Consider the following 24,702-nt stretch of genomic DNA (forward strand, 5'->3'; position numbering starts at 1 on the left):
CGGGGCGGGCGTGAAGCCCCGCCCCGGCACAGCGGTGGTGTGTTCGGGGGGTGACGATGTCCGTTCGTTTACCGAGGGGAGTCGGACGGTGGCCGACTACGAGTACGCACTTGTCGAACGTCCGCTTATCGAGCAGCTCAAGGCCATGGGGTGGAAGCACGTGGCCGGTGCCAAGGAGGGCGCGGTCCTGCCTCTCATCGCGCGGGACTCGCTGCGCGACTCCTTCAACGAGGTGGTTCTTGAGGAGCAGGTGCGGGAAGCGCTCCTCCGGATCAATCTTGACGACCAGAGCCGGCCATGGCTGGACGACACCCGGATCAGCCAGGCGTTCAACGCGCTGACCCGGGTGCCCGCCGCCGGCCTGCTGGAGGCCAACACCTACGTCACCGAGCTGCTGATCAAGGGTGTCGCGGTGGAGGGGCCGGACGGCGGCCGGGACTGTACGATCCACTTCATCGACTGGAAGAACGTCGACAATAACGAGTTCTTCGTGATCAACCAGTTCCGGGTGGACGTCCCCGGCACCGGCGGGAGCAAGCAGATCGTCCCCGACCTGGTGCTCTTCGTGAACGGCGTCCCGCTCGTCGTCATCGAGTGCAAGGCGCCCACCCGGAGCGACCTCCGCGCCGCGGTGAACCAGATCCGCCGCTACAGCGACGGCCTCACCGGGAACCCGAGGCTCTTCCACTCGGTTCAGTTGACGGTCGTGACGAGCGGTGAGGACGCCAGGCTGGGCACGTTCACCGCCGCGCCCGAGCACTACGTACCCTGGCGTGACCCGCACCCGCTCACCACGGCGGCGCTCGCCGCGCGACGGGGCAAGGCCGAGGAGCAGCTCAGCAAGCAGGAGATCCTCGCCGCCGGCGTACTCGACCGCGCCAACCTGCTGAACATCGTGCACAACTACGTGACCTTCATGACCCTGGACAGCGGGGTGACGGTCAAGATCGCCCCTCGGTACCAGCAGTTCCGCGCGGTGGAGCGGACCGTCCACCGGCTGCTGACCGGCAGGCCGAAAGAGCGCGGCGGGATCGTCTGGCACACCCAGGGCTCCGGCAAGAGCCTCACCATGACCTTCCTGATCCGCCGGCTGCGCTCGGCCGACGAGCTGGCCCACTACAAGGTCGTGGTCGTCACCGACCGGACCCAGCTCCAGGACCAGCTCGGCGAGACCATGCAGCTGAGCGGCGAGAAGGTGGACACCGCCAAGAGCGGCGCCCGCGCCAGGACCCTGCTCGGCCGGAGCGGCCCGGGGGTGGTCTTCGTCATGATCCAGAAGAACCAGAACGGCTCCCCCGCCAACCGCCTGGACCTGGGCGAGGTCAACACCGACGAGTCGATCGTGGTGCTGATCGACGAGGTGCACCGCTCGCACACCTCCTCCCTCGGCTCGAACCTGCGCCAGGCGCTGCCCAACGCCGCCCGGATCGGCTTCACCGGCACGCCGATCATGACGAAGAAGGGGCAGCGCAAGACCAGCGTGGAGCTGTTCGGCTCGTTCATCGACACCTACCGGCTCCGCGAGGCCGAGGAGGACGGCGTGATCGTGCCAATCCTCTACGAGGGCTTCAAGGTCAAGGGCGCGCTCCAGGACGGCCAGGACATGGACGAGCTCTTCGAGGAGGAGTTCGAGGACCTCACCGTCGAGGAGCGGAAGCAGCTCCAGCAGCGCTGGGCCACCAAGGGGACCGTCTCGACCGCCCAGCGGCTCGTCGACGTGAAGGCCAAGCACATGCTCCGCCACTACGTGGACAAGGTGCTGCCCGAGGGCTTCAAGGCCCAGGTGGTCGCGCACGACCGGGAGACCACGCTGCGCTACCGGGAGGCACTCCTCGCCGCCCGCGACGAGCTCGTCCGGGACGTGCTGAGCCTTCCGCCGCACCTGCTGAACCGCGCGCTGGAGGAGCTGAGACCGCGCCAGGCCCAGCTGGTGAAGGCGCACGGGCAGCTCGACCTGCTCCGGCGGATCGACTTCGTGCCGATCATCTCCAAGGGCGACGTGGAGGGCGAGGAACGCTTCGCGGAGTGGACCGACGAGGCGAAGCGGAAGGCCAGGATCGACGGCTTCACCCTGCCCTTCGGGGAGAACGACATCGCCTTCGTGATCGTCCAGTCGATGCTGCTCACCGGCTTCGACGCGCCCATCGAGCAGGTGATGTACCTGGACCGCAGGATGGAGATGCACGACCTGCTCCAGGCGGTGGCCAGGGTCAACCGGACCGCGGACGGCAAGCCGTACGGCTACGTGGTCGACTATCGCGGGGTGGCGCAGAACCTGGTGGACGCGCTGCGCGTCTACGCCGACGAGGACTTCGACGACGAGGAGGGCAGGGACGTCTCGGGGGCGCTGCGCGACCTGCGGACCGAGATCGCCAAGCTGGAGCCGCAGATGCAACGGCTCCGGATGATGTTCCACGATCCGGCCGACGTGGAGGGGTGCGTGCTGGAGCTGGCCGATCCCCAGCTGCGCGACCGGTTCGGCGCCGAGCTCACCGTGTTCGCCCGGACGGTCAACGTGGTGCTGCCCGATCCGGCGGCGAAGCCGTACCTGCCGGACCTCAAGCGGTTCATGGTGATCAGGCTGACCTCGAACAAGCGCTACCGGGTGGACGGCGGCGAGTTCGACCCCGGCTCCTACGGCAAGAAGATCAAGCTGCTGATCGACGAGCACGTCACCTCGCTCGGCATCGAGCAGCAGCTCCCGCCGATCGAGCTGACCGCCGCCAACTTCGCGGCCAGGGTCGAGGCGATGACCGGCGGCTCGCGCACCAAGGCGTCGGAGATGGAGAACGCCATCCGGCACCACATCGAGGTGCACCGCGGCCAGGACCCGACCCGCTACCAGCTGCTCAGCGAGCGGCTTGAGCGGATCCTGGTCGAGCTCAAGGACGACTGGGACCAGCAGCTGCTCGCGTTCAAGAAACTGATGACCGACATCAACGAGGACCGGCGGGACAACCCGCACGGCTTCGGCCCGGCCGAGAGCGCCCTGTACGGCCTGCTGCTGAGCGAACTGGCCACCTCCGCCGAGGACATCGAGGACCCGCGGTTCGTCGATGCCTGCCGGGAGATCCACCAGACGGCGGCGCGGACCATCCATCGCCGTGACTTCTGGAAGAAGAGAACGGATGTCGAAGATTTCCGGAAGGAGATCTTCGAGATTCTGGTCACCCGGAATCTGGGAGACTTTCACCAGCTGGACCAGGTCGCCGACAAGGCATGTGACGTGATCCGGAACAACCAGGCGGATATTCCGGGGGCCTGATGCTGGCATGCTGGTGACCGTGAGTGATTTTCCTGGAGTCCTGCGGGTCGGTGACCTCGATGTCACCGTCTCGGTGAGTGACCGCCGCAAGAGCGTGCGGCTCACCGTGGAGCGGGACGCCTCGGTCACCGCCGCCGTTCCCCCGCAGGTCTCCCGGGCCGAGCTCACCAAGCTGGTCGAGGCGAAACGGTCATGGCTGTACGGCAAGCTCGCCGAGAAGCGGGATCTCGGCGAGGCCCCGCCGGAGCGGGAGTTCGTCTCGGGTGAGGGGTTCCTCTATCTGGGGCGCTCCCACCGACTGCGCGTCGTCGACTCCGGCGAGGTGCGCCTGATCCGCGGGCGGCTGGAGCTGGCCCGGGGTGGCGGCGCGAAGGAGCTGGTCGACTGGTATCGCCGGGTCGGCGCGCGATGGCTGACCCGGCGGATCCGGCCCTGGACGGCGCGGATGGGGGCCGAACCGGCCGGGCTGCGGGTGCGACCGCTCGGCTACCGGTGGGGTTCGTGCTCACCCGACGGCCAGGTCAACATCCACTGGGCGACCATGCAGCTTCCGCCGAGTTTGATTGACTATGTGCTGGTGCACGAGCTCGCGCATCTCCATCGCGCCGATCACGGTGCCGAGTTCTGGCGGATCGTCGAGCGGGCGCTTCCCGGTCACGAGGACCATCGGGAGCGGCTCCGCCGTACCGGTAATGATCTTTGGTTGCCCGAGAAAGGGCGATGATGCACGACGAGGTCATGGTCAACGCCGCGGACATCGCCCGGCTCGCCGATGTCGGCCGGGCCGCGGTCAGCAACTGGCGCAAGCGGTTCGACGACTTCCCCCAGCCCATGGGCGGGACCGCGTCGAGTCCGGCGTTCTCCCTGGCGGAGGTGGAGACCTGGCTTCGCCGCCACGACCGCTACGTGGAGGTGTCGCCGATCGAGCGGCTCTGGCAGCGGCTGAGAGCCACCACCGACGACCTGAAGCTCGGCGACGCCGTGGGATTCGCCGGAACCGTGCTCCTGCACCAACGGCAGGACCCGGAACTCAACGCGAAGACGCTGTTCAAACGACTGTCCCCGACGGTTCCCGACGGCCTGGACGTCAGCGCCGAGCTGGTCGAGGCGATCGCCGAGGTGGGCCGGGCCGAGGGACCCGTCGCGGCGTTCGACGGCATCTGCGACCGCTATGTGAGCCTGCACTCCCGCCGGCTGCTGACCACACCCCGGGACGTGGCCGATCTCATGGCCCGCATCGGTGACACAGCCGGGCGTGCCGTACTGGATCCCGCGTGCGGGATCGGAACCCTGCTCCTCAGCTCCGCCGGGGCACGGACGCTCGGCCAGGAGGTGAACGAGAGCGCCGCCCGCCTGGCCGGCATCCGGTTGAGACTGCACGGCCACGACTCGCGCGTCGAGACGGGCGACTCGCTGCGCGCGGACGCCTTCCCCGGGGAGCAGGCCGACGTGGTCGTCTGCAACCCGCCGTTCAACGAGCGCGGCTGGGGTTACGAGGAGCTGGCCAACGACCCGCGCTGGGAGTACGGCCTGCCGCCCCGCGGCGAGTCGGAGCTGGCCTGGGTGCAGCACTGCCTGGCGCATGTCCGGCCGGGCGGCCTGGTGGTCATCGTGATGCCGGGCGTCGCCGCGAGCCGCCGGGCCGGCCGCCGGGTCCGGGGCAACCTGCTGCGCACCGGAGCGCTCCGGGCGATCATCACACTCTCCGTGGGCGCCACCCCGGCGTCCAGCGGGGCACCGGACCTGTGGGTGCTGCGCAGGCCCGAGCCCGGCGCCCAGCCGCCGTCCGAGGTGCTGATGGTGAACGCCGGGGAGGACCTCGCCCTGGCCGAAGCTGCCTGGCAGGCCTTCCGCGATGGCGGGGACCTGCCCGAAGGCAGCGACACCGTGCGGATCATCGATCTCCTGGACGAGGAGGTCGATCTGACGGCCAGCCGGCGAATCGCCGTCCTCGACCAGCCGGGTCCGTCGAGCTTCACCGCGCTGCGCGAGAAGGCGATGGCCCTGACCGGGTCGCTGAGCTCCATCCTGCCGCGCCTGTCCGCGGTCCGGGGTCGTGAGCCCGCGATGTCCAGCCTCGGGGAGCTCGCCCGCGCGGGCGCCGTCACCGTCCTTCAGGGCCCGCTCAAGCTTCCCGGCGACGGCGATCTTCTCGTCCTCACCGCGAAGGACCTCCTGCTCGGCCGGGCGCCCACGGGTCGCAGTGCCGACGCGCCCGGCCTGGTGCGGGTGGAGCGCGACGATGTCGTCGCGCCGGTGGTCACGGGCAGCGGTTCGGTCCCGCGGGTCATGACCGAGTCTGGAGCCGTTCTCGGCCCCCAGCTCCTCCTCATCCGCACCGATCCCGACCGCCTGGACCCCCACTTCCTGGCCGGCTGCCTACGCGCCGCCGGTGGCTCCGGCATCCGGCTCGGTTCCTCGATGCGGCTCGATCCCCGTCGTGCGCGACTGCCCAGACTCCCGATCGACGAGCAACGCCGGTACGGCGTGGTCTTCCGCCAGTTGCTCGCCTACGAGGACGCCACCCGTGCGCTCCGCGAGATCAGCGATAATCTTGTGGCGGCCGGCATCGACGGTCTCTTCGACGGAAGCCTGCGTCCCGAGTGATCCCCCCCTGGAGGCATGGGTGACCCTCGTCCTCAAGCGTTACCGGCTTGACCCCGTCCACCTGGGCAGGGGTGGCATGGGCGTGGTCTGGGGCGCCCAGGACGAGAAGCTCGGCCGCCGGGTGGCGATCAAGTTCATCCGGTTCCCCGACGGGGTGCGCGACCCGGAGCTCGAAGCCAGGTTCACCCACGAGGCGAAGATCATGTCGCGGCTCGCCCACCCCGGCGCGCCGGTGCTGCACGACTTCGGCGACTACCGGGATCCGATGCTGGGCGACCGGCTGTTCATGGTTATGCAGTTCGTCGAGGGGACAGGCGTCGACGATGTCGTCGCCGAGCACGGGCCGCTCCCGCTGGGTTGGGTCGCCTCCATCGGCGCCCAGGTGGCGGCGGTCCTGGCGGCGGCACACGGCCTCGGCATCCTGCACCGTGACCTGAAGCCGTCCAACCTCATGCTGCGCCGGGACGGTTCCATCCAGGTGGTGGATTTCGGCCTGGCCCTGATGCAGGACCCTGGGATGACCAAGCTGACCAGGACCGGTCAGCAGCTCGGCACCGCCGCGTACATGTCACCCGAGCAGGTCAATACCGAGCAGCCCACCGAGCGAAGCGACGTCTATTCGCTGGGCGCCGTGCTGCACGAACTGCTCACCGGACGGCAGCTGTTCACCGGCCCCTCCGAGTACAGCGTGATGAACCAGCATGTCAACGCACGTCCCACGGCGGTCGGGCGACTCCGGCCAGACGTGCCGAAGGAGCTGGACGAGCTCATCCTGGCGATGGTGGAGAAGCGCCCTGAGGACCGCCCGGCGACGGCGGCCGAGGTCCACGATCGGCTCATGCCGTACCTCGCGGGGACCGGACCGCTCGGTGACATGACCGCTCCGGGTTCCAGCCCTGGCCGGATGTATTCGCACGCGGTCAGCCGTACTCTCACCGCCGGAGCACAGCCCACGGTTCCCGCCACGGTTTCCGCCACGAGCAACGCCCCGGTGGATGACGACTTCAGCCGCGGTGACATCGGGCGTGCCCGCAGGCAGGCGGTGTCACTGGTCAGGGATTCGCGGTACGGCGATGCGGCAGGCCTGCTCGCGAGGGTCGCCGTGGCGGCGAGCCGGAAGCTCGGCGCCGTCGACACCGAAGTGATCGATCTGCGCGGGCAGCTCGCGGATGTCCTGCTCACGGGTCAGGACTACCGTCGCGCGGCCCAGGAGTTCCGGCGGATCGCCGACGATCTGCTCCTGCGACCAGAGCCCGACCACGAACGGGTGTCCCAGTGCAGGCTGCAGGAGGCGACCTGCCATGTTCACGCCGGTGACCCCGAGCTCGCGCTGCACATCATGCGTGAGCTGCTGGCGGACGAGGGAAGCCGCTTCCCCGAGGACGACGCGCGGCTCCTGGAGTTGCGTCGCCAGATCGGCGAACTGGAAATCAGCGTCGGCGCCGTGGACAGAGGCCGAGTGACGCTCACCAGCCTGTGCGAGGACCTCACCAGGCTCTACGGCCCAGAGCACGGCGCCACCATCCGCGTCGCCGACCTCCTGACCGGCCTGGACGGTTGAATTTCCGTGAGGCATCGCGATGGTCGACGTGGTCCTTGACCATGGAGACCACCGGGACTCGACGCCCGGGATGTGTAGCCCCGGTCCTGCGAAGGCGGGATGCGTCAGAGCGCCTCGCGGCGCACTGGTTGCCCTTGACGACAAACAGGTAGTGGCCGCCGACGAGCGGGGTCCGGTGTGAGGGCGGGCTGCTCGTGGTGGCAGGTGGGGCGCCGGCCGTGAGCACAGCAAGGTAGCCGCAGGTGGCGGCATTGAAAGCGTCGCCGTCCAGGCAGGCGAGGAGCCGCCCCAAGGTGCTGGCGGCCAGCCGTGGTAGCCGGGTAACCCAGCTCGGGCACGCAGGTCTGGGTCATATCCGGCGATGACCCGGGTGATCTTTGTCAGAGATGTTGCTCCACCGAGCACAGCGAGCAGGGATAACGCCGGCAGCGGGCCGAGCCGGTAGCGGCGTCCCCGGCGGCTGCGCGGGGCGGATACCGCATCCGGCACCAACGCTTCGGCCCTGGCCTCTGGAACAGCCCGGGTTTCGTCGGGGGCGGGTGGCATGATCCGTCGATGCCCGAGAACAGTGCTTCGATCGCGTCTTTCTGGGATGCCTTCGCCGCCTCCTTCGACGAGGAGGCCGACCACGGCCTTCGCGACCCCGCCGTCAAGACCGCCTGGGCAAACCGCCTGCGCTCCTGGATGCCCGCCTCGCCCGCCGACGTCTTGGACCTGGGATGCGGCACCGGCTCGTTGTCCCTGGTGCTCGCCGAGCAGGGCCACCGGCCGGTCGGGGTGGATCTGGCCCCGCTGATGATCGAGCAGGCCCGGCGCAAGCTCACGGCGGCCGGCTTCGATGCCGCGATGATGGTGGGTGACGCGAGTAACCCCCCCACGCAAGCCGGGACGTCTTTCGACGTGATCCTCTCCCGTCACCTGTTGTGGACCCTGCCCGATCCGCAGGAGGCATTGCGCCGGTGGATCGGCCTGCTGCGTGCCGGCGGGCGTTTGGTCCTCATCGAGGGGCGCTGGGCCTCGGCCGAACCGGGTGAGGACGAGTCCCACGAGGGGAGGCCGGAGCCGATGCCGTGGATGGGCGGAGTCGAGGCGGAGCGTCTCCTGGCGGCGCTGCGGCCACTGGTCAAGACCGCTCGCGTCGAGCCACTGCCTGATCCCACCCTGTGGGGACGAACCATCCAGGACGAGAGATATGCCGTCGTCGCGTTCGCGTAGCCGTTCGCCTTTCAGGCCGGAGCTCTGAGAGACGTAGCGGTGCGGCCGGCGATCTCGTCGAAGGCCGGCATGCCGAGGGCGATGGTGGCGGTCGGCGGATCCGCTCGGAGAGCTGGGCGAGTTTGGCCTCGGCGAGGTCGAATGCGAAGCCCTTCGTCCTCGCCGCCGTCCGGCCAATCAGGTTGTCAATCACCACCACCATGGATCTCTATGGTCATCCGTCCCGCGGAGGGAACCCTAATCAGCGCGCGGGTGTGGACTGCCGTCTGGCCAGCAGTCCTTCGGCATCTCCACCACGCACAGTGCGGCCAGTGCCGTCAACTCTCATCAGGACCCATTCAAGGGGGAGGACCTACCATGACATACAGCCGTGCCCGGGGTCCCCGGGCACACGTGTGCCTCACATGTTCTCGGCGCCGGCTTTGATGGCTTCGCGGATACGGGAGTAGGTGCCGCAGCGGCAGATGTTGCGGAGGCCGTCGAGGTCGGCGTCGGTGATTCCGCGGCCTTCGGCGGCGGCGCGGCGGACCAGCGCCACGGCGGCCATGATCTGGCCGGGCTGGCAGTAGCCGCACTGGGCGACGTCGTGGTCGAGCCACGCCTGCTGCATGGGGTGCAGGTCCTTGCCGACCGTGGCCGGAAGTCCTTCGATGGTGGTGACTTCGTCGGTCGGCTGGAGATCCGCGACGGGGATCGCACAGGGGTTGACTGCTTTGCCGTTGATATGGCTGGTACACGCTTTGCAGACATTGATGCCGCAACCGTATTTCGGGCCGGTGATGCCAAGAATGTCGCGCAGGACCCACAGCAGGCGCACGTCGCCGGCGACGTTGACGGTGACCTGCTCGCCGTTGACGCGGAAGGTGTGCTCAGGCACTCAGATCTCCTTGTTTCAGCGGGCGTGGTTCAGGCCGTCGGTCGGGGATGGGGGAATGGGCGGGACGGTCGGTTTGGGGGTGAAGGAGAGCGTGCCGTGGTTGATCGGGAAGCTGGTGGGCATCGTCCCGGTCGCGCGGCCGTACGCACAGGCGACCGCGGCCATCGACGCGGCGACGCCCAGCTCCCCGGCGCCGCCGGGCTCCTCCGAGGTGCTGGGCATGACGACGATCTGGAGTTCGGGCGGGGTGTTCCACTGCCGGGTGTAGAAGTAGTTGTCCCAGCTCGCTTCGAGGAAGTACCCGTCGCGCAGGTGCAGGCTGGAGGTCAGGGCCAGCGCGATGCCGTCCATGGCGCAGCCCATCATCTGTGCTTCCAGACCTCGCGGGTTGACCGCAAGGCCGACGTCCACCGCGATCACCACCTTGGTGACGCGCGGTCCGGCCACGCCGTCGCGGATGGGACGGTTGACGGTTCCGGGCCGGCAGTCGATCTCCACCAGTACGGCGCTGACGGCCTTGTACTCGGCGTGGAACGCGATGCCCTGTGCGGTGCCGGCCGGCATCGACCGCCCCCAGGCGCCGACCTCGGCCACCTTCGCCAGCACCGCCCGGGAGCGGTCATCGCGGAGAAAGTCGTGCCGGAACCGGTAGGGGTCCTTGCCCATCCTCGCGGCGAGCTGGTCGACGATGAGCTCCCGGGCACAGGTGACGTCGGGTGAGTAGACGTTGCGCATGCTGCCGGTGTTGAAGCTCTTGTCGGTTTCGCTGAGCAACTGGCTGCCGGCGCCGAAGTTGTAGGACATCGCCTGACTGAGGTGGAAGAACGTCTGGGAGAAGCCGATGTCGCCCACCGGAAGCCTCGCGGCCATGGCGGTGATGATCTCACCGAGTCCGTGGCCGAGGTCCGTGGAGACGCTGGTGTGCCGCTGCTTGTAGCTCAGCACGGTGTTGCCGAGGTAGGCGGCGCGTACCCGCGAGGTGGCCATCGGGTGGGTGCGGCCCTGGCGGGAGTCGTCGGCGCGGTGCCACATGAGCTTGACGGGTTTGCCGATCCGCTGGGACACCTCGGCGGCTTCCAGCGCGGCGTCGAAGAACAGCTTGCGCCCGAAGGAACCACCGCCTTCGGTGACGTGCACGGTGACACTGCCGACCGGCAGCCCCAGTTTGGCGGCGATGGCCTGCTTGGCGACGAGCGGCGATTTCAACGCCGACCAGATCTCGGCGCGACCGGCCCGCACGTCGGCGATCGCACAGTTGGGTTCCAGCGCGCTGTTGCTGCGGAAGTAGAAGGTGAACTTGCCTTCGACGGTCGGAGTCAGCGGCTTGAGCCCGAGCGGCAGCTCCGCGGCCTCCAGTTTCCGGAGTACGGTCTCGTCGGATTTTCCTTCCGCGGTACCGGCTTTCCAGGAGACTCGCAGGGCGCGTACGGCGTCGATGCACTGGCCGAAGGTCTCGGCGCGCACTGCCACCCCGGTGGAGATCGTCACGACATCGGTGACGCCCGGCATGGCGCGGACCTCGGCGAGGTTGGCCACCGAGCCGACTTTGCCGTTGATGGTCGGCGGACGGCACACCATCGTCGGCTTCGCGTCCGGGACGTCGAGGTCCATCGCGAACTTCTTGCGCCCGGTCACCGCGTCCCGCGCGTCGATCCGGTTGTGTGGTCTGCCGATGACGGTGAAGTTCTCGCGTGCGGTGAGCTCCACCGACACCTGCTGGGTGCGCGTGCTCGCGGCCTTCTCGGCGAGCGCACCGATGTCGACGCTGCCACCGGAGCGATTGGCGATCACCCCGGCCTTCAGCGTCAGATCGGTGACCGCGGAACCGAGTTCGGTCGCCGCGGCCGCCAGCAACCGGAGCCGGGCGATGGCGGCGGCGACCCGGATCGGGACATAGGTGGCGATGGTGGTGTTCGACCCGCCGGTGAGCTGGTTGAACACCAGCTCCGGCCGGGCGTTGGCCAGCGTGACACGCACCCGTTCCAGCGGCACGGCCATTTCCTCGGCGATCAACATGGCCGTCGAGGTGGTGATGCCCTGCCCCACCTCGGCCCGCGGCAACGCGAACGACACCGTGCCGTCCCGGTTGACCTCGACCGAGATCAGGCCCGAGGTCGGCAGCGCCGCAGCGGTCATCATGTCGTTGAGGTCGAGCAGTTCCGTGAGTTCCGGCGTAGGCAGCCGGACATCGGGCGCCGGCGTCAGGCCGAGTTCGGCGGCGACCACCAGGGTCGGGGCCGCCACCACGTACCCAAGGAACCGGCGCCGCCCGATGGCCTCGTTCAGCCCGCCATCATGTGATCCCGTCATCATTCAGCTCAGGCCCGGACGGTTGGTCGTGGGGATCTCGATCTTGGTTTCCTGGGCCTTGGTGAGATAGAACAGAATGTACTTCCGTACGGCTTCATCGAGGACCCAGGCGGTCTCGGGTACCAGTGGCAGCGGGATGAGACCTTCGCGGAATCTCACCAGTTTCGGCCAGAGGGTGGGGATCAGCAGATCCCACACCGGCTCGCGCTTGATGCCGTCCCAGTCGGACACCTGGTCGCCGACCAGGTACCGGGCGAGCGCGTTGCACAGCGGCCGGCTGATGCCTGTGGGACTGGTCTGCTCGGCGAGCTGGCCCAGCAGGATGTCGGTCAGTTCCACGCCTTCGGGGGTCGGCCCCATGTTCCGGGGCAGGATCTGGTCCGACTGGGCGTTGGCCGCGGCCCAGGTGGCGGGGATGTATTCGTCCTTGATGCCGAGCATGTGCGCGGTCACCTGCCACACGTGCAGGTACGCCTCGGAGTGGGCGGCGCTGATCGGGACCTTCCATTCGAGCATCTTGCGCATGGCGAAGGTCGGCAAGGTGTGCCAGGTGACCAGCATGTCCTCCTGGCTGATCGGGATGTCGCCGGTCCAGTGGGGGGATTGCCGCAGTAGGTGTCGTACCGCCGCGTGCACCAGCCGGGTCTTCACGGCCTCGACCACGCAGGAGCCGTCGGGCCGGTACGCGTTCAGGGCGCCGACGGCGAATCCCAGGATGCTCGTCTTGGCGACGCGATCCTCCATGTCCGCGCCGCCCTTGGAGTAGTAGACCGAGAGGGCCTCCTTGGGAATGGCGGTGCTCAGCATGCCGCCCCCCACACCGTTGAGCAGGTTGAGGTACAGCCCTCTGGACTTGTTGAACTCGGCGGCGGTGTTCAGCTTGCCCTGGTTTGCCCACGACGGCAGTTGGCGTGCTCTCTCCATGAAGTCCCGCAGGTCCGCCGGCAGCCCTGCGGGTAGGGGCTGGTCGTTACGGGTCCAATCCCACAGCAGGCCGTTGACCTCGGGGACGGCGCCGCGATCGATCAGCGAGGCGACCAGCGGGTCGGCTTCCTCGTCCCATATCCACCGCGGATCGGTGCCGGCGCCGGCACCCGCGACCGAACCGCCCGGCGCCCAGGTCCAGGGCGTCGCCCGAGCCGGGAACGACACCCCCAGCGCTCCGAGCGCCCCCAGGGCTCCACCTGAGATCAGCATCTTGCGCCTGCTCAGCTCCGCCATGCCGGACTCCTCCTGAGTTCCGCGAGCCGATGATACGATGATACATATCAGGTTTACTTGTATCTCAACAAGAGGACGAGCCGATCGGAATATCTCATTGCACTAGTCACCGGCCGCGAGCTTTCAGACGTGTTGGACCCTGTTTTGGGTATTCGTGACCAGATTCGGCATACCCAGAAACCGGTCAATACGGGAACTCGAACGGGCGCGGCAGAAGGCCTGGGGCCCGGACTCCGCTGGATTCCGGGCCCCAGTGCGGTGACCACGAACCTTTTCCGGGCGTCCGGGACGGCCCTGGCCGAAGTCGTCTCTGAGACGGTGTGCCGTCGAACCCGGCGAACGTACGTGGACACCGCACTAGGCCTTCCGGCCCGCGGAAAGCAAGCCAGGCCTTCTGGGCCGAGGGTCCGGCCCAGGCGGCCCCGATCAGGAGTCCGGATAGTTCGGGTTGTTGGTCAGCGGAATCTCGATGCTGATCTGCTGTGCTCCGGACAGGTAGGCCAGGAGCACCTTGCGAAGAAGCTCATCAAAGAGCCAGTAGGTGCTGTCCGCCCCCGGGAACACCTTGAGCAGGCCTTCGCGGACGGCGATGAACGGCCCCCAGAACGTGTTGAGAAGCCCGTCCCAGAGCGGATACCTGGGGATACTCAGCCACCCGGCGATCTTGTCGCCGAGCATGAAGCGCGTCAACGAGCCGAGCACGCGCTTGGTGAGGAGGCCGGCGTCGATCGTGGCGCCGAGCTCCAGGAGAATGTTGGCCAGCTTGATACCCTCGGGCGTCGGGGCCAGCACGGGGTCCAGGACCTGCTTGGCCTGGGAATTGGCCTCGGCCCACGACGCGGGGATGTACTCCTCCTTGATGCCGAGCATGTACGCGGCCAGCTGCCAGGTGTGCAGGAAGGCCGCGGAGTCAGCGGCGGGCATCGGCACTTTCCACGCGAGCAGATTCTTCATGACGGTCGTGGGCAGGCTGTGCCAGGTGACCATCATGTCCGCCTGGCTGATCGGAATGTCCTCGTCGGCGGACCCCTGCCAGTGCGGGGACTTCGGCAGCAGGTGGCGCACGGCCGCATGCGCCAGCCGGGTCTTGACGCAGGTCACGATCATTTCGCCATCGGCGTCGTAGGCGTTCCGAGTCCCGATGTCATACCCGAGTTTGGCGGTCTTGGAGATGCGGTCCTGCATGTCCGCACCGCCCTGCGAGTAGTAGACCGCCCGCGCCTCCTTGGGGATGACCGTGCTCATCATGCCGCTGGCGAAGCCGTACAGCACGCCGGTGTAGAGTCCCCGCCTGTCGTTGAAGTCGGCCGCGGCGGCGATCTTGCCCCGGTCGGCCCAGGCCGGCAGTTGACGGGCCTTCTCCATGAAGGCCTTGAGGTCCGCCGGCAGTCCGGCCGGCAACGGCTGACCGTTCTTGGTCCAGGTCCGCAGCAGAGTGTTGACCCTGGGCACCTCACCCCGGTCGATCAGCGAGGCGACCAGCGTGTCGGCCTCCGGGTCCCACACCCATCGCGGATCGAGGCCTGCCCCTGTGCCCACCACCGAGCCACTGGGCGACCACGTCCACACGCGCGCCTCCGCGGGGGTCGCGATGCTCAGCGCACCGAATGCGCCCAACGTCCCGCCCGCCCGGAGCATGTCGCGCCTGCTGAGTTTGTCCATGCCTTCGTCCCTTCTCCTCGTGAGGTCGAGAGCATTGCTGATACGATGAAACATAAGTTGAGTCTGAGTATCACCAATACAGCACACGGTGTCGGACATCACAAGACCGTGACAGCGATTGTCAGGGATTGAGGCAGAATCAAGCGCAGGAGGTGATCGTGGAATCTGCACTGTCCGGGCTCATGGCGCCGTCGGACTCGGAGTCACTGTTGGAGCGCGCGTACATTGATGCCGTCGAACAGGTTGACGACACGGACGAGACCCGTTCGCGCATACTCGATGCGGCGTATGAGCAGTTCTGCCGCATGGGTATCCGGCGGTCGACCATGGAGGACGTGGCCCGCAGGACCGGGGTTTCGCGGATCACGGTCTACCGGCGGTTCGCCACGAAGGACGCGCTGGTCGAACACGTGGTGCGTCGGGAGTTCCGCCGGTATTTCGACCAGTTCCTCGTCGACATCGAACAAGCTCACACCGCCGCCGATCGGGCGGTTCTCGGCTTTGTGAGCTCATTGCGCGCCATCCGGCGTAACCCGTTGATCGGCGGCCTGATCACCTCGGAGCCGGATCTGGTCGTACCCTCCATGATCAGCGACGGGGGCCGGACCCTCGCCACCGTGCGGCAGTTCGTCGCGGGCCAGCTCCGCCACGAGCAACGCGCGGGCAACGTGTCAAGGGACCTGGACGCCGACGTCGTGGCCGAACTGATGGTCCGGATCTCCGCCTCCTTCCTGGCGATCCCCAGTCAGATCATCGACCTCGACGACGACGAGCAACTGGCCGCGGTGGCCCGGCAGTTCCTCGTGCCCATGCTGGAACCGACCGACCACCCGGATTGACCGCCGAGAAGAGCACATCGTGGAGCAGCGGCGAGGCACTCTGCTCCACACCAGGTCAGAGGTTTAAGGGCGGGCGAGTCGGCCTATAGGCCGGGTTCTAATTCCGCCTGCCTGCAACCTGCGACGGGATTCGCGATCAAGCTCCTGAACTGTAGGAACGCTTTCGTCGTTTGACGTTGCCTGCTACCACCTGCAGATGCAATGTGCCCCCGATGTGCCCTCAGTCGGGCTCTCATGCAAGGTGATCGCTATGGTGTAAGCACTCAGGAAGACCTGCATTTCATAGCTGTAGACGCCGACGCCTGCCCGGAAGGCTTGAGGCACCTCAGACATCGAGTAGCGCTGGCGGGAAGCATGTCCCGGAGCGCCGTGGACTGGGTAGGGAGATATCGCCGACGTGGAAACAACTGGACGTCGACTTGATGAGAACCAGCCGAGTCCACCCGAGCTCAAAGCGCTGTAAGTCCTGAGAATCTACAACCGATCAAGAATTTCTTGATCTTTTTCTCAAACGTGATCCCAGCCGCCATCACTACGACCACCAGATCAGCACCGCTAGGCCGATTATGGGCACCAGGACCAGGAGTAGGAAACGGCTTCGTATCCGCCGCCACTCCGCCTCCCCGGCGGTCCGCGCTGCCGCAGCGGTGGTGGGATCAAGAGCGGGCACCTGACTGCCGTCCAGGCCTTTGGTCTCGCCACCTCGGCACCGCTCGGCGGAGCCCGCGCCGGGATCTTTCGCGGCGGAAGGCCATGGCCGAGTGACGGGGTTCGGGCCCTGGTTCGAGCGCGGGGATGGGGATGGGGGTGGTTGGTGGGTGAGGGCGGTGAGCGCCCGGGCGGCCTGGTCGGCGCTGAGGCGCTGGGCCGGATCCTTGCGCAGCAGCCCGGCCAGCACCGGCGCCAGCGGGCCGGCATACACCGGCGGCGCGGGCTCCTGACTCAGCAGCGCCGACAAGATCACCATCACATTGGTCCCGGCATACGGCGGGCGGCCCTCGACCGCGGCATACAACGTCGCCCCCAGCGACCACAGATCACACGCCCCGGTCACCGGTAGACCATGTGCCTGCTCCGGCGCCATGAACGCCGGCGTGCCGATCAGCATCCCCGAGGCGGTCAACGTGACGTCACCGGCCAAGCTGGCGATCCCGAAGTCGGTGATGACTACCCGGTTCCCCATCAGCAGCACATTGGCCGGCTTCAGATCACGATGCACGATCCCCGCCGCGTGCGCCTCACCCAACGCCTCCACCATCATCGCGCCGAGCCGCGCCACCTCGACTGGGGCCAGCCGCCCCTGCTGGGCTATCTGCTGATGCAGGGACAGACCGCGGATGAACTCCATCACGATCACCGGGACGTCGTCGCGGGTAATCACGTCGTAGACGGTGATGATGCCCGGGTGATTCAGCCGGGCCGCCGAACGCGCCTCACGCATCGCCCGCTTACCGAACACCTCCCGCTCGCTGGCGTCCATACCGTGCGGAAACACGATCTCCTTGACCGCCACCTCGCGATCCAGCAACTCATCGCGGCCCCGCCAGACCCGGCCCATCCCACCGGCCCCGACCGGCTCGAGAAGCCGGTACCGCCCGCCGATAAGTTCACCGCCCGCATTGGTCACCATCGGCACGATACCCACCGCTGATCACAAAGCAGCACACGCTGTACAGTCCCGCGCTGTGCGTCGAAGGAGGTGACAGATCGATGAGAAGAACCGGCCGACAAGCCGATGAGAACCCTCTGTCGTTCCCCGGTCAACGCAGGGCCCCGGCGTTGATTCGCTATGTCGCGCTTCTTCGGGTTGATCAGATGGCATAGACGGCGAAGGCGTCATCGTGGTTGAGGAGGTCGCGGTGGGCGTGGGCGATGTTGGCGCGGCCGGCCAGCCGGGCGGTGCTGATCGCCAGATTTCTGAAACCGGCGAGCGCTCTGGGCGCAGTTCCCGTCCTGACCTGGGAGTTATCCTCCCGGCAGGTAACGTCCCTGACCCAATGGAGACGGTTTTCCACTCCCCGGTGCGCCCGTTCGTAATGGTTGAGGTGGTCGGGTGGGGCCAGGGTGGCGGGCAGGCTGGTGATGCCGTACACGATCTCCTTGCTGGTCCAGACACCGTCCAGATCGCCGACACCACGGCGAAGCCGGAAGGCCTGGCGGGCGCCGGGGAACAGGGTGTCGTCTGCTTCGGTGGTGCGGATGGTGCGGCGTTCGGTGCGGCCGTGCCCACGATCGCACTCGACGGCGGTGGTCGCGCTCCATTCGGAGTCCGGGCCACTCAGCAGGGCTTGGGCCGCGGCGCGGGCCAGCGGCTGGTTGCTCTTCAAAATGAGGATGTAGTGGGCGTTCAACTGCTGGGTGATCAGGCGGGCGGTGGCCTTGGTGGTGCGCAGGGCGTCCAAAGTCAGCACCATCTCGGCCACGTCCAGCCGGGTCAGCAGGGCGCGGGTGGCGGTTCCCTCCCCGCGTTTGTCGGTGACCTGGCCCTGGCCCAGGATCACGCCGTGCTCGTGGCTGATCGCCCCGATGAGGAAGACGCGCCCGCCGTTGGCGGTCCGGGCTCCTCGGCTGGCCTTGCCGTCGAGGACGGCACCGGCCGGCAGCCCGTCCGGGGCGGGATGGGTGAGTTGGCGTCGGGCTGCGCGGCGCTGCTCACGCTCGATGGGCCCGGGGATGTCGGGGATCTGCGGCACCGAGGCCGCCTGACTTAGTACGTCGGCCACATAGCCGCTGATCGCGGTGTCCAGTGCGTCGGCGTCCAGGCCGGCCAGGACCCGGCGGAAGGTCGGCTCGCTGGGCACGATGAACCGGCCGGTGAACGGATCGCGGTGGGCGCCCAGCCGCTGCAGTACCTGTTGGGAGGTCCGGGCGGCCCACTGCCGGATCGCCGCGACGCTGTCACCACCGACGACGAGCGTCGCGCACGCGGTCAACGTCAAGATGGCCGTCAGTCGATGCCGCAGCCCGCAGCCCGAGCGCTGATCGGGCACCGTCGCCAACCAGCGCATCAACGCCGATTCCATCGCGACCGGATCGGCCGTCAGTTCGGCTTCCCGCAACGCCAGGTCAGCGAGCTGGTCAAGAGCGGCCGCGGAAGGAGAGCCGGTCAGGGAAGATGGGGACACGAGCGCGACTCCTGCGGCGATCTTAGGATTAGAGACCTGAAAGATCAGCAGAAGTCGCGCTCTTTCGCCTTCCACCTGGCCAAACGCTCAACGTCGCCATACCGCATCAGAACCCGAGAACGCCGGGGCCCTGCCCAGCTAAGGGGTCTCAGCCGTAAGCTGACACCGCATTACTAAGAGAGGCGTCGCCGCCTTCATCGGTTGCATGAAGCCGACGACGCGAGCCTCAACTCAGCGCTGGACCCATGAAGTGGGCGAACTCGGCGTCACTCATGGCCGGGAGCGGCCTGGCGATGGTGAAGCCGACATGAGGCCCGTCCGGCCGCTTGTGATCGGCCGGAAAGACAGCGCTGGCGATGCGCTCCAGCATGGTGATGCAGGCGTCCTCGTGCCGGGAAACGGCGCCCCGACTCTGTCCCGAACCCCTCTCGGACGGCTGCTGCGTCTCGACCATGAGCGGGCTGAAGTCCAGGTCATGCAGGTAGGCGTCGACCGCCCCGGTATTCCAGCCGCACCGGGCGGCCGGGTCGGCCTTGTCGAAGTCGTCAGGGTCGAACCCGACCTCCAGTCTCCCGTTGGAGGCGTAGGCGAAGTACGCGAATAATGCCCCCGCTGAGCGCCACGGATCCATCCTGGAGTGGGTTTTCGACCACGGGGCGATCGAGAGTCCCCACGTCAAGCAGACGGCCAGGTGGCCATCGCGGGACAGGGCCCTCATGACCTCCTGGCGGGCACCTAGGGGGCTGTAGTAGGGATGTGTGACCAGGATCCCATCACCCCAGCGCATGATGGTGACGGTGCTCTCGTTGTAAGCCTTTTCGGTACGGTAGTCCACCGTCAGAGGGACTGCACCGATCAGCGACGCGACAGTCCCGATGTCGTCGTGGGTGGTGAACACGGTACAGAAATCCGAAACTGGGGAATAGAGCATTGTCACGTGTTCCACTCCCCTGGGCCGTACGTCGCGCTTCATTCTGCCATCCAGCGCAGATCAGCGAATGCGGGCAGTGGTCTACCCCTATGACGAGAGCGAAGTGGCGTTGCGCTGGGAGGCGTCGCGGACCTTCACCGTTGACAGCGGTCACGTGGAACTCTTGATCAGCGGACAGAAAAGTCACGATATCCCTGAAGGCTACGAGTTATTCCTCTGCAAGCCCTAACCCCGTTACCTTCGGGTCAGTCCAATGCGAGAGTGCACCGCCTCAAGCCAGTCAGCGGCCATGTCTGTTTCCGTTATGCGGCCGATCAACGCCAGGGCCGAGCTGATGCTCTCGTCCTCTTCCACGGGGTTGTCCTCTTCACTGACCTGGAAGCGCAGCCCATCCATCAGGTGATCGAGCGCGTGCGGGTCGCTGCCGTGCTTGGAGTCGGGCCAGGTGGGTCGGAAAGAGACGATGGTGTCCCCGTCCCGGATGTACTTGAAGCGGTCATGGCCGTTGATGTCCATGCTGAAGCGGAGGGCGTGATGGCCTCCTTCGGTCAGCGACAGCAGGAAAGCATCGTCTGAACGTGCCGGCAGGATGCCCGTCCAACCTCCGGCCTCGGCTACCCAGAGAGAACCGTCGTCGCCGTTGTGGTCGAGGATTTCGCTCAAGTGGCTCGGGACGCGGGTGGAAAGGTCCAAGGAGAAGGCCTGAGCGAGGGTGTCGAGATCCGCTCCCTTGATCCAAAGGGCGCTGAATCCCAGCGACCACAGATCCATGTCGTGATCGAGTTCATCGTTGAAGAGAGTCGAGACCAGAAGGTCGTGCAGGTACGTCGGCGACCGCATGATCACCTCTCGATTGTAGGTGCGCCAGGAGGGGCATCCTGGAGACGCCCCCTCCTGACTGTGGAGTTATGACGGTGGCGCGCCCGCGCGGATTCTGACCCAGAAGGCATTGGACGGCCAGTTGCCCGCGCCGCCTTCACGGGAGCTCGAAGTGAAGACGCGATAACGGGAGTAGAAAGCTCCCAGATCGAAACCGGCGGCTCCGTTGTGCGCCTCGCTCACCATGCGAAGTGAGGCGTTGAACGTAGGCGTCCAGACATTGTTGACCATTTTGCCCTCGACGCCGAGCGCTTGGAAGGTGGAGCGGAACAGATACTCATCGCACTGCTTGCCCGGGCCGTTCCCGCTGAGGTTCGGGCAGTACCAGGTCATCTGGGTGCGGTTCTTCCCGTTCAGCAGCACGCCGTCGGGGGCGAGCTCGCTGTTCGCCCGCCTGGTCAAGGGGGGCCTGGGTATCACGTCGTAGTTGCCGGGGAAGTTCTTGGTGATGGGCTGGCCTTACCGATCCAGCTTCGGATCGGTCGCCTGCGGGTTTTGGAAGGCGTCCCTGTTGTGTCTCGCCACCTCTCCACGGAAGAGATCCTCCGTGTACATGGTGTAGACACGGTCGGCGCCGAGAATTCTGCATCCGCCGGTGTGGCCGGGCCAATAGAATTCGCCATTGGACCTGCGCGCCGGATAACTGAGTCGAATGCTGTCGCAGCGGGCGACGAAGGGAAAATCGCCTTTCGGCCGGTTGGGGATTTGCTCGGTCCCGAGGTGGTGCCACAGCTTGAACGGATCCGGATCGAGGAAGTCGATGCTGACCCCCGGGTAGAGCTTGGGGCGCAGTGTGCAGTTGCCCCACTTGGAGCCCTGGGACCGGAAGACGAATGCGGTCTGGCCGTTCTGCTTGAAGTTGCCGATCGTGGCGACTCTCTTTCCGTCTTCAGGGCCGGCGATCATGTCGCAGTCGGAGTTGTCGGACCCTGCGGCCTCCACCCTGACCGTGATGTTGCGCCCGTCGAGCGCGTTTGTCTGAACGCAGTCGGCGCCCACGACGATGAGTTCGCTGATGTTGATCCAGATACTGATGTCTCTGGCCTTCAGCTCAGGGTTGTTCTGCCCGTGGACGACCGGCCCGTCCTTGGTGGTGCCGAGGTTGGTGTACATGATGACGTTGACAGTCATCCTGACGCCTTGGGACTTCGGGCACGGCGACTTCGGTGCCCCGGTGTAGAGGTCGGCCTCCCGGTCGCCCCATCCTGCGATTCGGCTGTAGCAACCGGTATAGGGCCGCAGGACAGTCCAGCCGAATCCGTGCCAGGGGCGCGGTGACTTGAGACGCTCCGCGTTGCAGTCCGCGGGGCTCATGCGCTGGTAGTCGAACGGACCGCTGGTGTTCGTGTCCGGTGACGCGGCTGCCACTCCGGCCGGAGCGGCTTTCGCCGTGGATCGGGCGGGCGTGGAAGTGGCCACGCTCAGGGTGTGCCAGGTGGTCCATGCGCCGTTGACACCGGCGGCGGTGGCACGGGCGCGCCAGCGGACCTTCCACCCGTTGGTGAGTTTGCCGCTGGGCATGAAGATACCGGTGTAGTTACCCGAAGGGGTGGGCGTGGTGCTGGTTCCGGTCCAGATGGCTCCGACGCCCTGACCAGGCATGCTGGGATCGTGTTCGACCTGAACCGTCAGCGTCATGGACCGGCCCAAGGGGTCGGTGACCTCGGCCCGGAACTCGGGGGTGAGCGTGGTGACCGCTCCCGCGGTGTTGGCCGGCCGCACGTACTCGCTGGCCACCGTCGGTGAGTTCGGCGGCGGTGGGAGTTCCTTCGTGGTGAACGACCAGGTGTGCGACGCCATCACGTTGCCCGCGTCGTCCTTGGCGCCGGCCACCTCAACCGTGTACTTGGTGAGCTCGGCCAGTGGCTGAGCGGGCGTGAAGGACAGGACGGTCGTGGAGTCCGCCGCGAGCGTGCCGGCCACGAGGCCGCCCGCCGGATCCTTGACCACGATCTGGCCCTCGGACACCGGCTCACTGAAGGTGGCCTTGATCGGGCCGCCGAGAGCCACATCGACGGCGTCGGGTTCAGGGCTTGACGCGGTGACCGTCGGCGCGACGGTATCCGGCTGGGCGGTGGTGAAGGACCAGGAATGCGGTGCCATCACGTTTCCGGCGGGATCCTTCGCCCCCGAGACACTGACGGTGTGGACGGTCTCGGCGTTCAGGGGACCGCCGAAGGTCAAGGTCCACGTCGTGTTCGCAGCGTCCACAGCGACGTCACCGAGAACCGGCGCTCCCGCCGCGTCGGCAGCGGTGATCTGAGCGTCCGACACAGCCTCGGAGAACGTCACGACGACCTTGGTTTTCACCGAGACACCCGTGGCGCCGCTCGCCGGACTGACCTGCGCCACCGTGGGCGCGGCGGTGTCCGTGACCGTCGCGAACGACCAGGAGTGCGGAGCCATCGTGTTCCCTGATGCGTCCTTCGCGCCGGACACCTGCACCGTGTAGGTGCCGTTCCACGCCAGCGGAGCGGACGGCGTGAACGTCCACAGCTTGTCGCCATCGGTGGAGACGATGCCCGGCACATCCGCGCCGCTGCCGTCCTTGACCCCGATCACCGTGTCAGTGACCAGTTCGCTGAAGGTCACCTTCACCGCGGTTTGGAGCGGCACGTTGACAGCATCAGCAGAAGGCTCCGTGGATGTCACGGTGGGCGGGGTGACATCCGCCTCCGTGGTGAACTGCCAGAGACGTGGAGCGACCTCCAGGCCGTCCAGATCCGTGGCGCCGGTCACTTCCACGTTGCAGGTGGTCGCGTGCCGTAGCGCTTGAGCTGGGGTGAAGGTGAGCACCTTCTTGGCGGCGTCCAGGGCCGCCGTCCCTTGGACCGCTGTCCCGGCCGAGTCCTTGAGGGCGAGGTTCGCTCCCCAGACTGGTTCGCTGAAGGTAGCGGTGATCGCGGTGTTGACCGGGACGCTGGAACCTTCTGGCTGGGTTTCCGTGATCGTGGGCGGCGTTTGGTCGATCGGGGTACCCGCCGGGATCTCGTCCGGATCGAGCTCGGACGGATTGGTCTCGGCGTCGCCCCCCAACGGCTGTAGTTTGCTGGACGTGACCTCGGCGGCGACGCCGATGCCGAGCTTCTCGATCGCGTCGGCCTCCGCGTTGTCCACCGCCCAACTCGCGGTGGTGTCCCACGGCTGAACGACGTTGGCCTTGGCCTGGTCGTACGTGGGGAACGCCCCGGCGACGTCGTCCATCTCGAACTGCACCCACTCGGTCTTGGTGGGTGCGGGAGCGTCGTACTCGACGAAGAAGTAGGGGTGGTGGCTGCCGTCCGGGGCCGTCTCCGGGTAGTTGCCGGACAGGTACTGCCGCCAGTTGTTCGAACCCGATTCGGCTACGGCACGGACCATGACGCCGTGGTTGGGTGATCCGTTCGACCAGGCCTGGGTGATCTGCTCGATGGAGTACCAGAGTTCGCCCTCGGCCATCCAGTCGGAGCAGCTCTGGTCCTTGCCGTACGGATTGACCACGTAGCCGTCCGCCACGGCAAGGGGCTGGTTGGACCAAGTCAGAGAGGTGGGAGTCCAGTCGCCGGAGATGCGGTGCATGGAGATGTCACCGACGTTGCCGCACGCGCTGGAGAGGTAGTTCCACAGAATGATGTTCGCATCCAGGATCTCCGCCCGATGAACGGTGCCCCGGTGAGATTGAACTTCAGGTAGGAACGATAGTTGTAGCCGTCCCGGCGCCCGGCGAACAGCGCGTTGGAGTTCGCCGAATAGCTGCCGTTGACGTAGCTGCCGCTGTTGGCGATGAAGGTGTCGGCGGGAGCGCCGGCCCTGTGCCAGGGGGTCGGATTGGCGGTGGCCACCGTCACCGGATAGGTCGTCGCGGGGTCGGCCAGAAACGCGGCGTCGGGAGTGACGACGAGCGCGGCGTCGTCTCCGCTTCCGGTCAGTGCCGTGGTCGCCGTGCCCGCCTTGCCGGTGCCGAATGCGACGATCTCCTTGGCGTCCAAGAGCGGTAGCGCCGACAGGTCGGCGACTTCCTTGCCGGCGGCGAGAGCCGCAGGTTTGCCGTTCGATGATTTGCCCAGGCTCATGCCGGAGGGTGGGTCGATCAGGACGGGCAGCTTGAGACGTTTGCCGGGCCGCTCGCGGATCACGATCTGATGCTGGTACCCGTTCGGGGTGACGGTCACGACTAGATCCGCGCATGATCGAAGCGAGTCGTTTCAGCACGGAGGCGAAGTCCTGCTGC

17 protein-coding genes are annotated in these 24,702 nt (G+C 67.1%); 6 read left to right on the forward strand and 11 right to left on the reverse strand.

Annotated features, from left to right (window positions below; genetic code table 11):
* The first annotated feature begins 88 nt into the window (after positions 1-88).
* The 5 genes from IG98_RS0128035 to IG98_RS0128055 all read left to right on the forward strand — a co-directional run bounded on the left by IG98_RS0128035 (position 89) and on the right by IG98_RS0128055 (position 8,648).
* Complete coding sequence (locus tag IG98_RS0128035) at positions 89-3,265, forward strand: type I restriction endonuclease subunit R (RefSeq protein WP_030918534.1); 3,177 nt, start codon at positions 89-91, stop codon at positions 3,263-3,265.
* 19 nt (positions 3,266-3,284) lie between these two features.
* Positions 3,285-3,989, forward strand: a complete 705-nt coding sequence (locus IG98_RS0128040) for a M48 family metallopeptidase (protein ID WP_211264124.1) — start codon at positions 3,285-3,287, stop codon at positions 3,987-3,989.
* The gene (locus IG98_RS0128045; protein ID WP_245651744.1) at positions 3,986-5,872 is read left to right on the forward strand and encodes an N-6 DNA methylase; all 1,887 of its coding nucleotides are present in this window, start codon (positions 3,986-3,988) and stop codon (positions 5,870-5,872) included. The genes IG98_RS0128040 and IG98_RS0128045 overlap by 4 nt, the downstream gene beginning before the upstream one ends.
* Before the next feature lie 19 nt (positions 5,873-5,891).
* On the forward strand, positions 5,892-7,433 hold the full coding sequence (locus IG98_RS0128050) for a serine/threonine-protein kinase (protein ID WP_030918545.1): 1,542 nt from the start codon (positions 5,892-5,894) through the stop codon (positions 7,431-7,433).
* A gap of 555 nt (positions 7,434-7,988) precedes the next feature.
* Positions 7,989-8,648, forward strand: a complete 660-nt coding sequence (locus IG98_RS0128055) for a class I SAM-dependent methyltransferase (RefSeq protein WP_030918548.1) — start codon at positions 7,989-7,991, stop codon at positions 8,646-8,648.
* Between the two features lie 400 nt (positions 8,649-9,048).
* On the opposite strand, the gene IG98_RS0128060 is transcribed toward IG98_RS0128055, so the two are convergent.
* The 4 genes from IG98_RS0128060 to IG98_RS0128075 form a co-directional block, all read right to left on the reverse strand.
* A complete protein-coding gene (locus IG98_RS0128060; RefSeq protein WP_030918551.1) occupies positions 9,049-9,525 on the reverse strand; it encodes a (2Fe-2S)-binding protein in 477 nt (158 codons plus the stop codon).
* Between the two features lie 15 nt (positions 9,526-9,540).
* Positions 9,541-11,838, reverse strand: coding sequence for a molybdopterin cofactor-binding domain-containing protein (locus IG98_RS0128065; RefSeq protein ID WP_157594560.1), 2,298 nt, complete (start codon positions 11,836-11,838; stop codon positions 9,541-9,543).
* Complete coding sequence (locus tag IG98_RS0128070) at positions 11,839-13,056, reverse strand: oxygenase MpaB family protein (protein WP_030918556.1); 1,218 nt, start codon at positions 13,054-13,056, stop codon at positions 11,839-11,841.
* Positions 13,057-13,482: 426 nt separating this feature from the next.
* Positions 13,483-14,718, reverse strand: a complete 1,236-nt coding sequence (locus IG98_RS0128075) for an oxygenase MpaB family protein (protein WP_030918559.1) — start codon at positions 14,716-14,718, stop codon at positions 13,483-13,485.
* 182 nt (positions 14,719-14,900) lie between these two features.
* On the opposite strand from IG98_RS0128075, the gene IG98_RS0128080 reads away from it, so the two are divergent.
* Entirely contained in the window at positions 14,901-15,557 is a 657-nt protein-coding gene (locus IG98_RS0128080; RefSeq protein ID WP_084195709.1) for a TetR/AcrR family transcriptional regulator, read from the forward strand.
* A gap of 532 nt (positions 15,558-16,089) precedes the next feature.
* Here IG98_RS0128080 and IG98_RS45410 read toward each other — a convergent pair.
* From IG98_RS45410 to IG98_RS53580, 7 genes are all read right to left on the reverse strand, one after another.
* Complete coding sequence (locus IG98_RS45410) at positions 16,090-17,187, reverse strand: serine/threonine-protein kinase (protein WP_245651752.1); 1,098 nt, start codon at positions 17,185-17,187, stop codon at positions 16,090-16,092.
* Between the two features lie 181 nt (positions 17,188-17,368).
* Positions 17,369-18,682, reverse strand: coding sequence for an ISAs1 family transposase (locus IG98_RS0128090; protein ID WP_157594562.1), 1,314 nt, complete (start codon positions 18,680-18,682; stop codon positions 17,369-17,371).
* 226 nt (positions 18,683-18,908) lie between these two features.
* The gene (locus IG98_RS0128095) at positions 18,909-19,655 is read right to left on the reverse strand and encodes a hypothetical protein (RefSeq protein ID WP_157594563.1); all 747 of its coding nucleotides are present in this window, start codon (positions 19,653-19,655) and stop codon (positions 18,909-18,911) included.
* A gap of 192 nt (positions 19,656-19,847) precedes the next feature.
* On the reverse strand, positions 19,848-20,453 hold the full coding sequence (locus tag IG98_RS0128105; RefSeq protein WP_245651753.1) for a DUF6461 domain-containing protein: 606 nt from the start codon (positions 20,451-20,453) through the stop codon (positions 19,848-19,850).
* Positions 20,454-20,519: 66 nt separating this feature from the next.
* Positions 20,520-20,894 (reverse strand): NucA/NucB deoxyribonuclease domain-containing protein, encoded by a 375-nt coding sequence (locus IG98_RS0128110; RefSeq protein ID WP_030918576.1) that lies wholly within the window; start codon positions 20,892-20,894, stop codon positions 20,520-20,522.
* Between the two features lie 57 nt (positions 20,895-20,951).
* Positions 20,952-24,119, reverse strand: coding sequence for an Ig-like domain-containing protein (locus tag IG98_RS49140; RefSeq protein ID WP_245651754.1), 3,168 nt, complete (start codon positions 24,117-24,119; stop codon positions 20,952-20,954).
* A complete protein-coding gene (locus IG98_RS53580; protein WP_030918581.1) occupies positions 24,011-24,643 on the reverse strand; it encodes a hypothetical protein in 633 nt (210 codons plus the stop codon). Before IG98_RS53580 ends, IG98_RS49140 begins: the two co-directional genes overlap by 109 nt.
* Between the last annotated feature and the right edge of the window lie 59 nt (positions 24,644-24,702).

This window comes from Streptosporangium amethystogenes (assembly GCF_000721075.1).
Lineage (GTDB): Bacteria > Actinomycetota > Actinomycetes > Streptosporangiales > Streptosporangiaceae > Streptosporangium > Streptosporangium amethystogenes.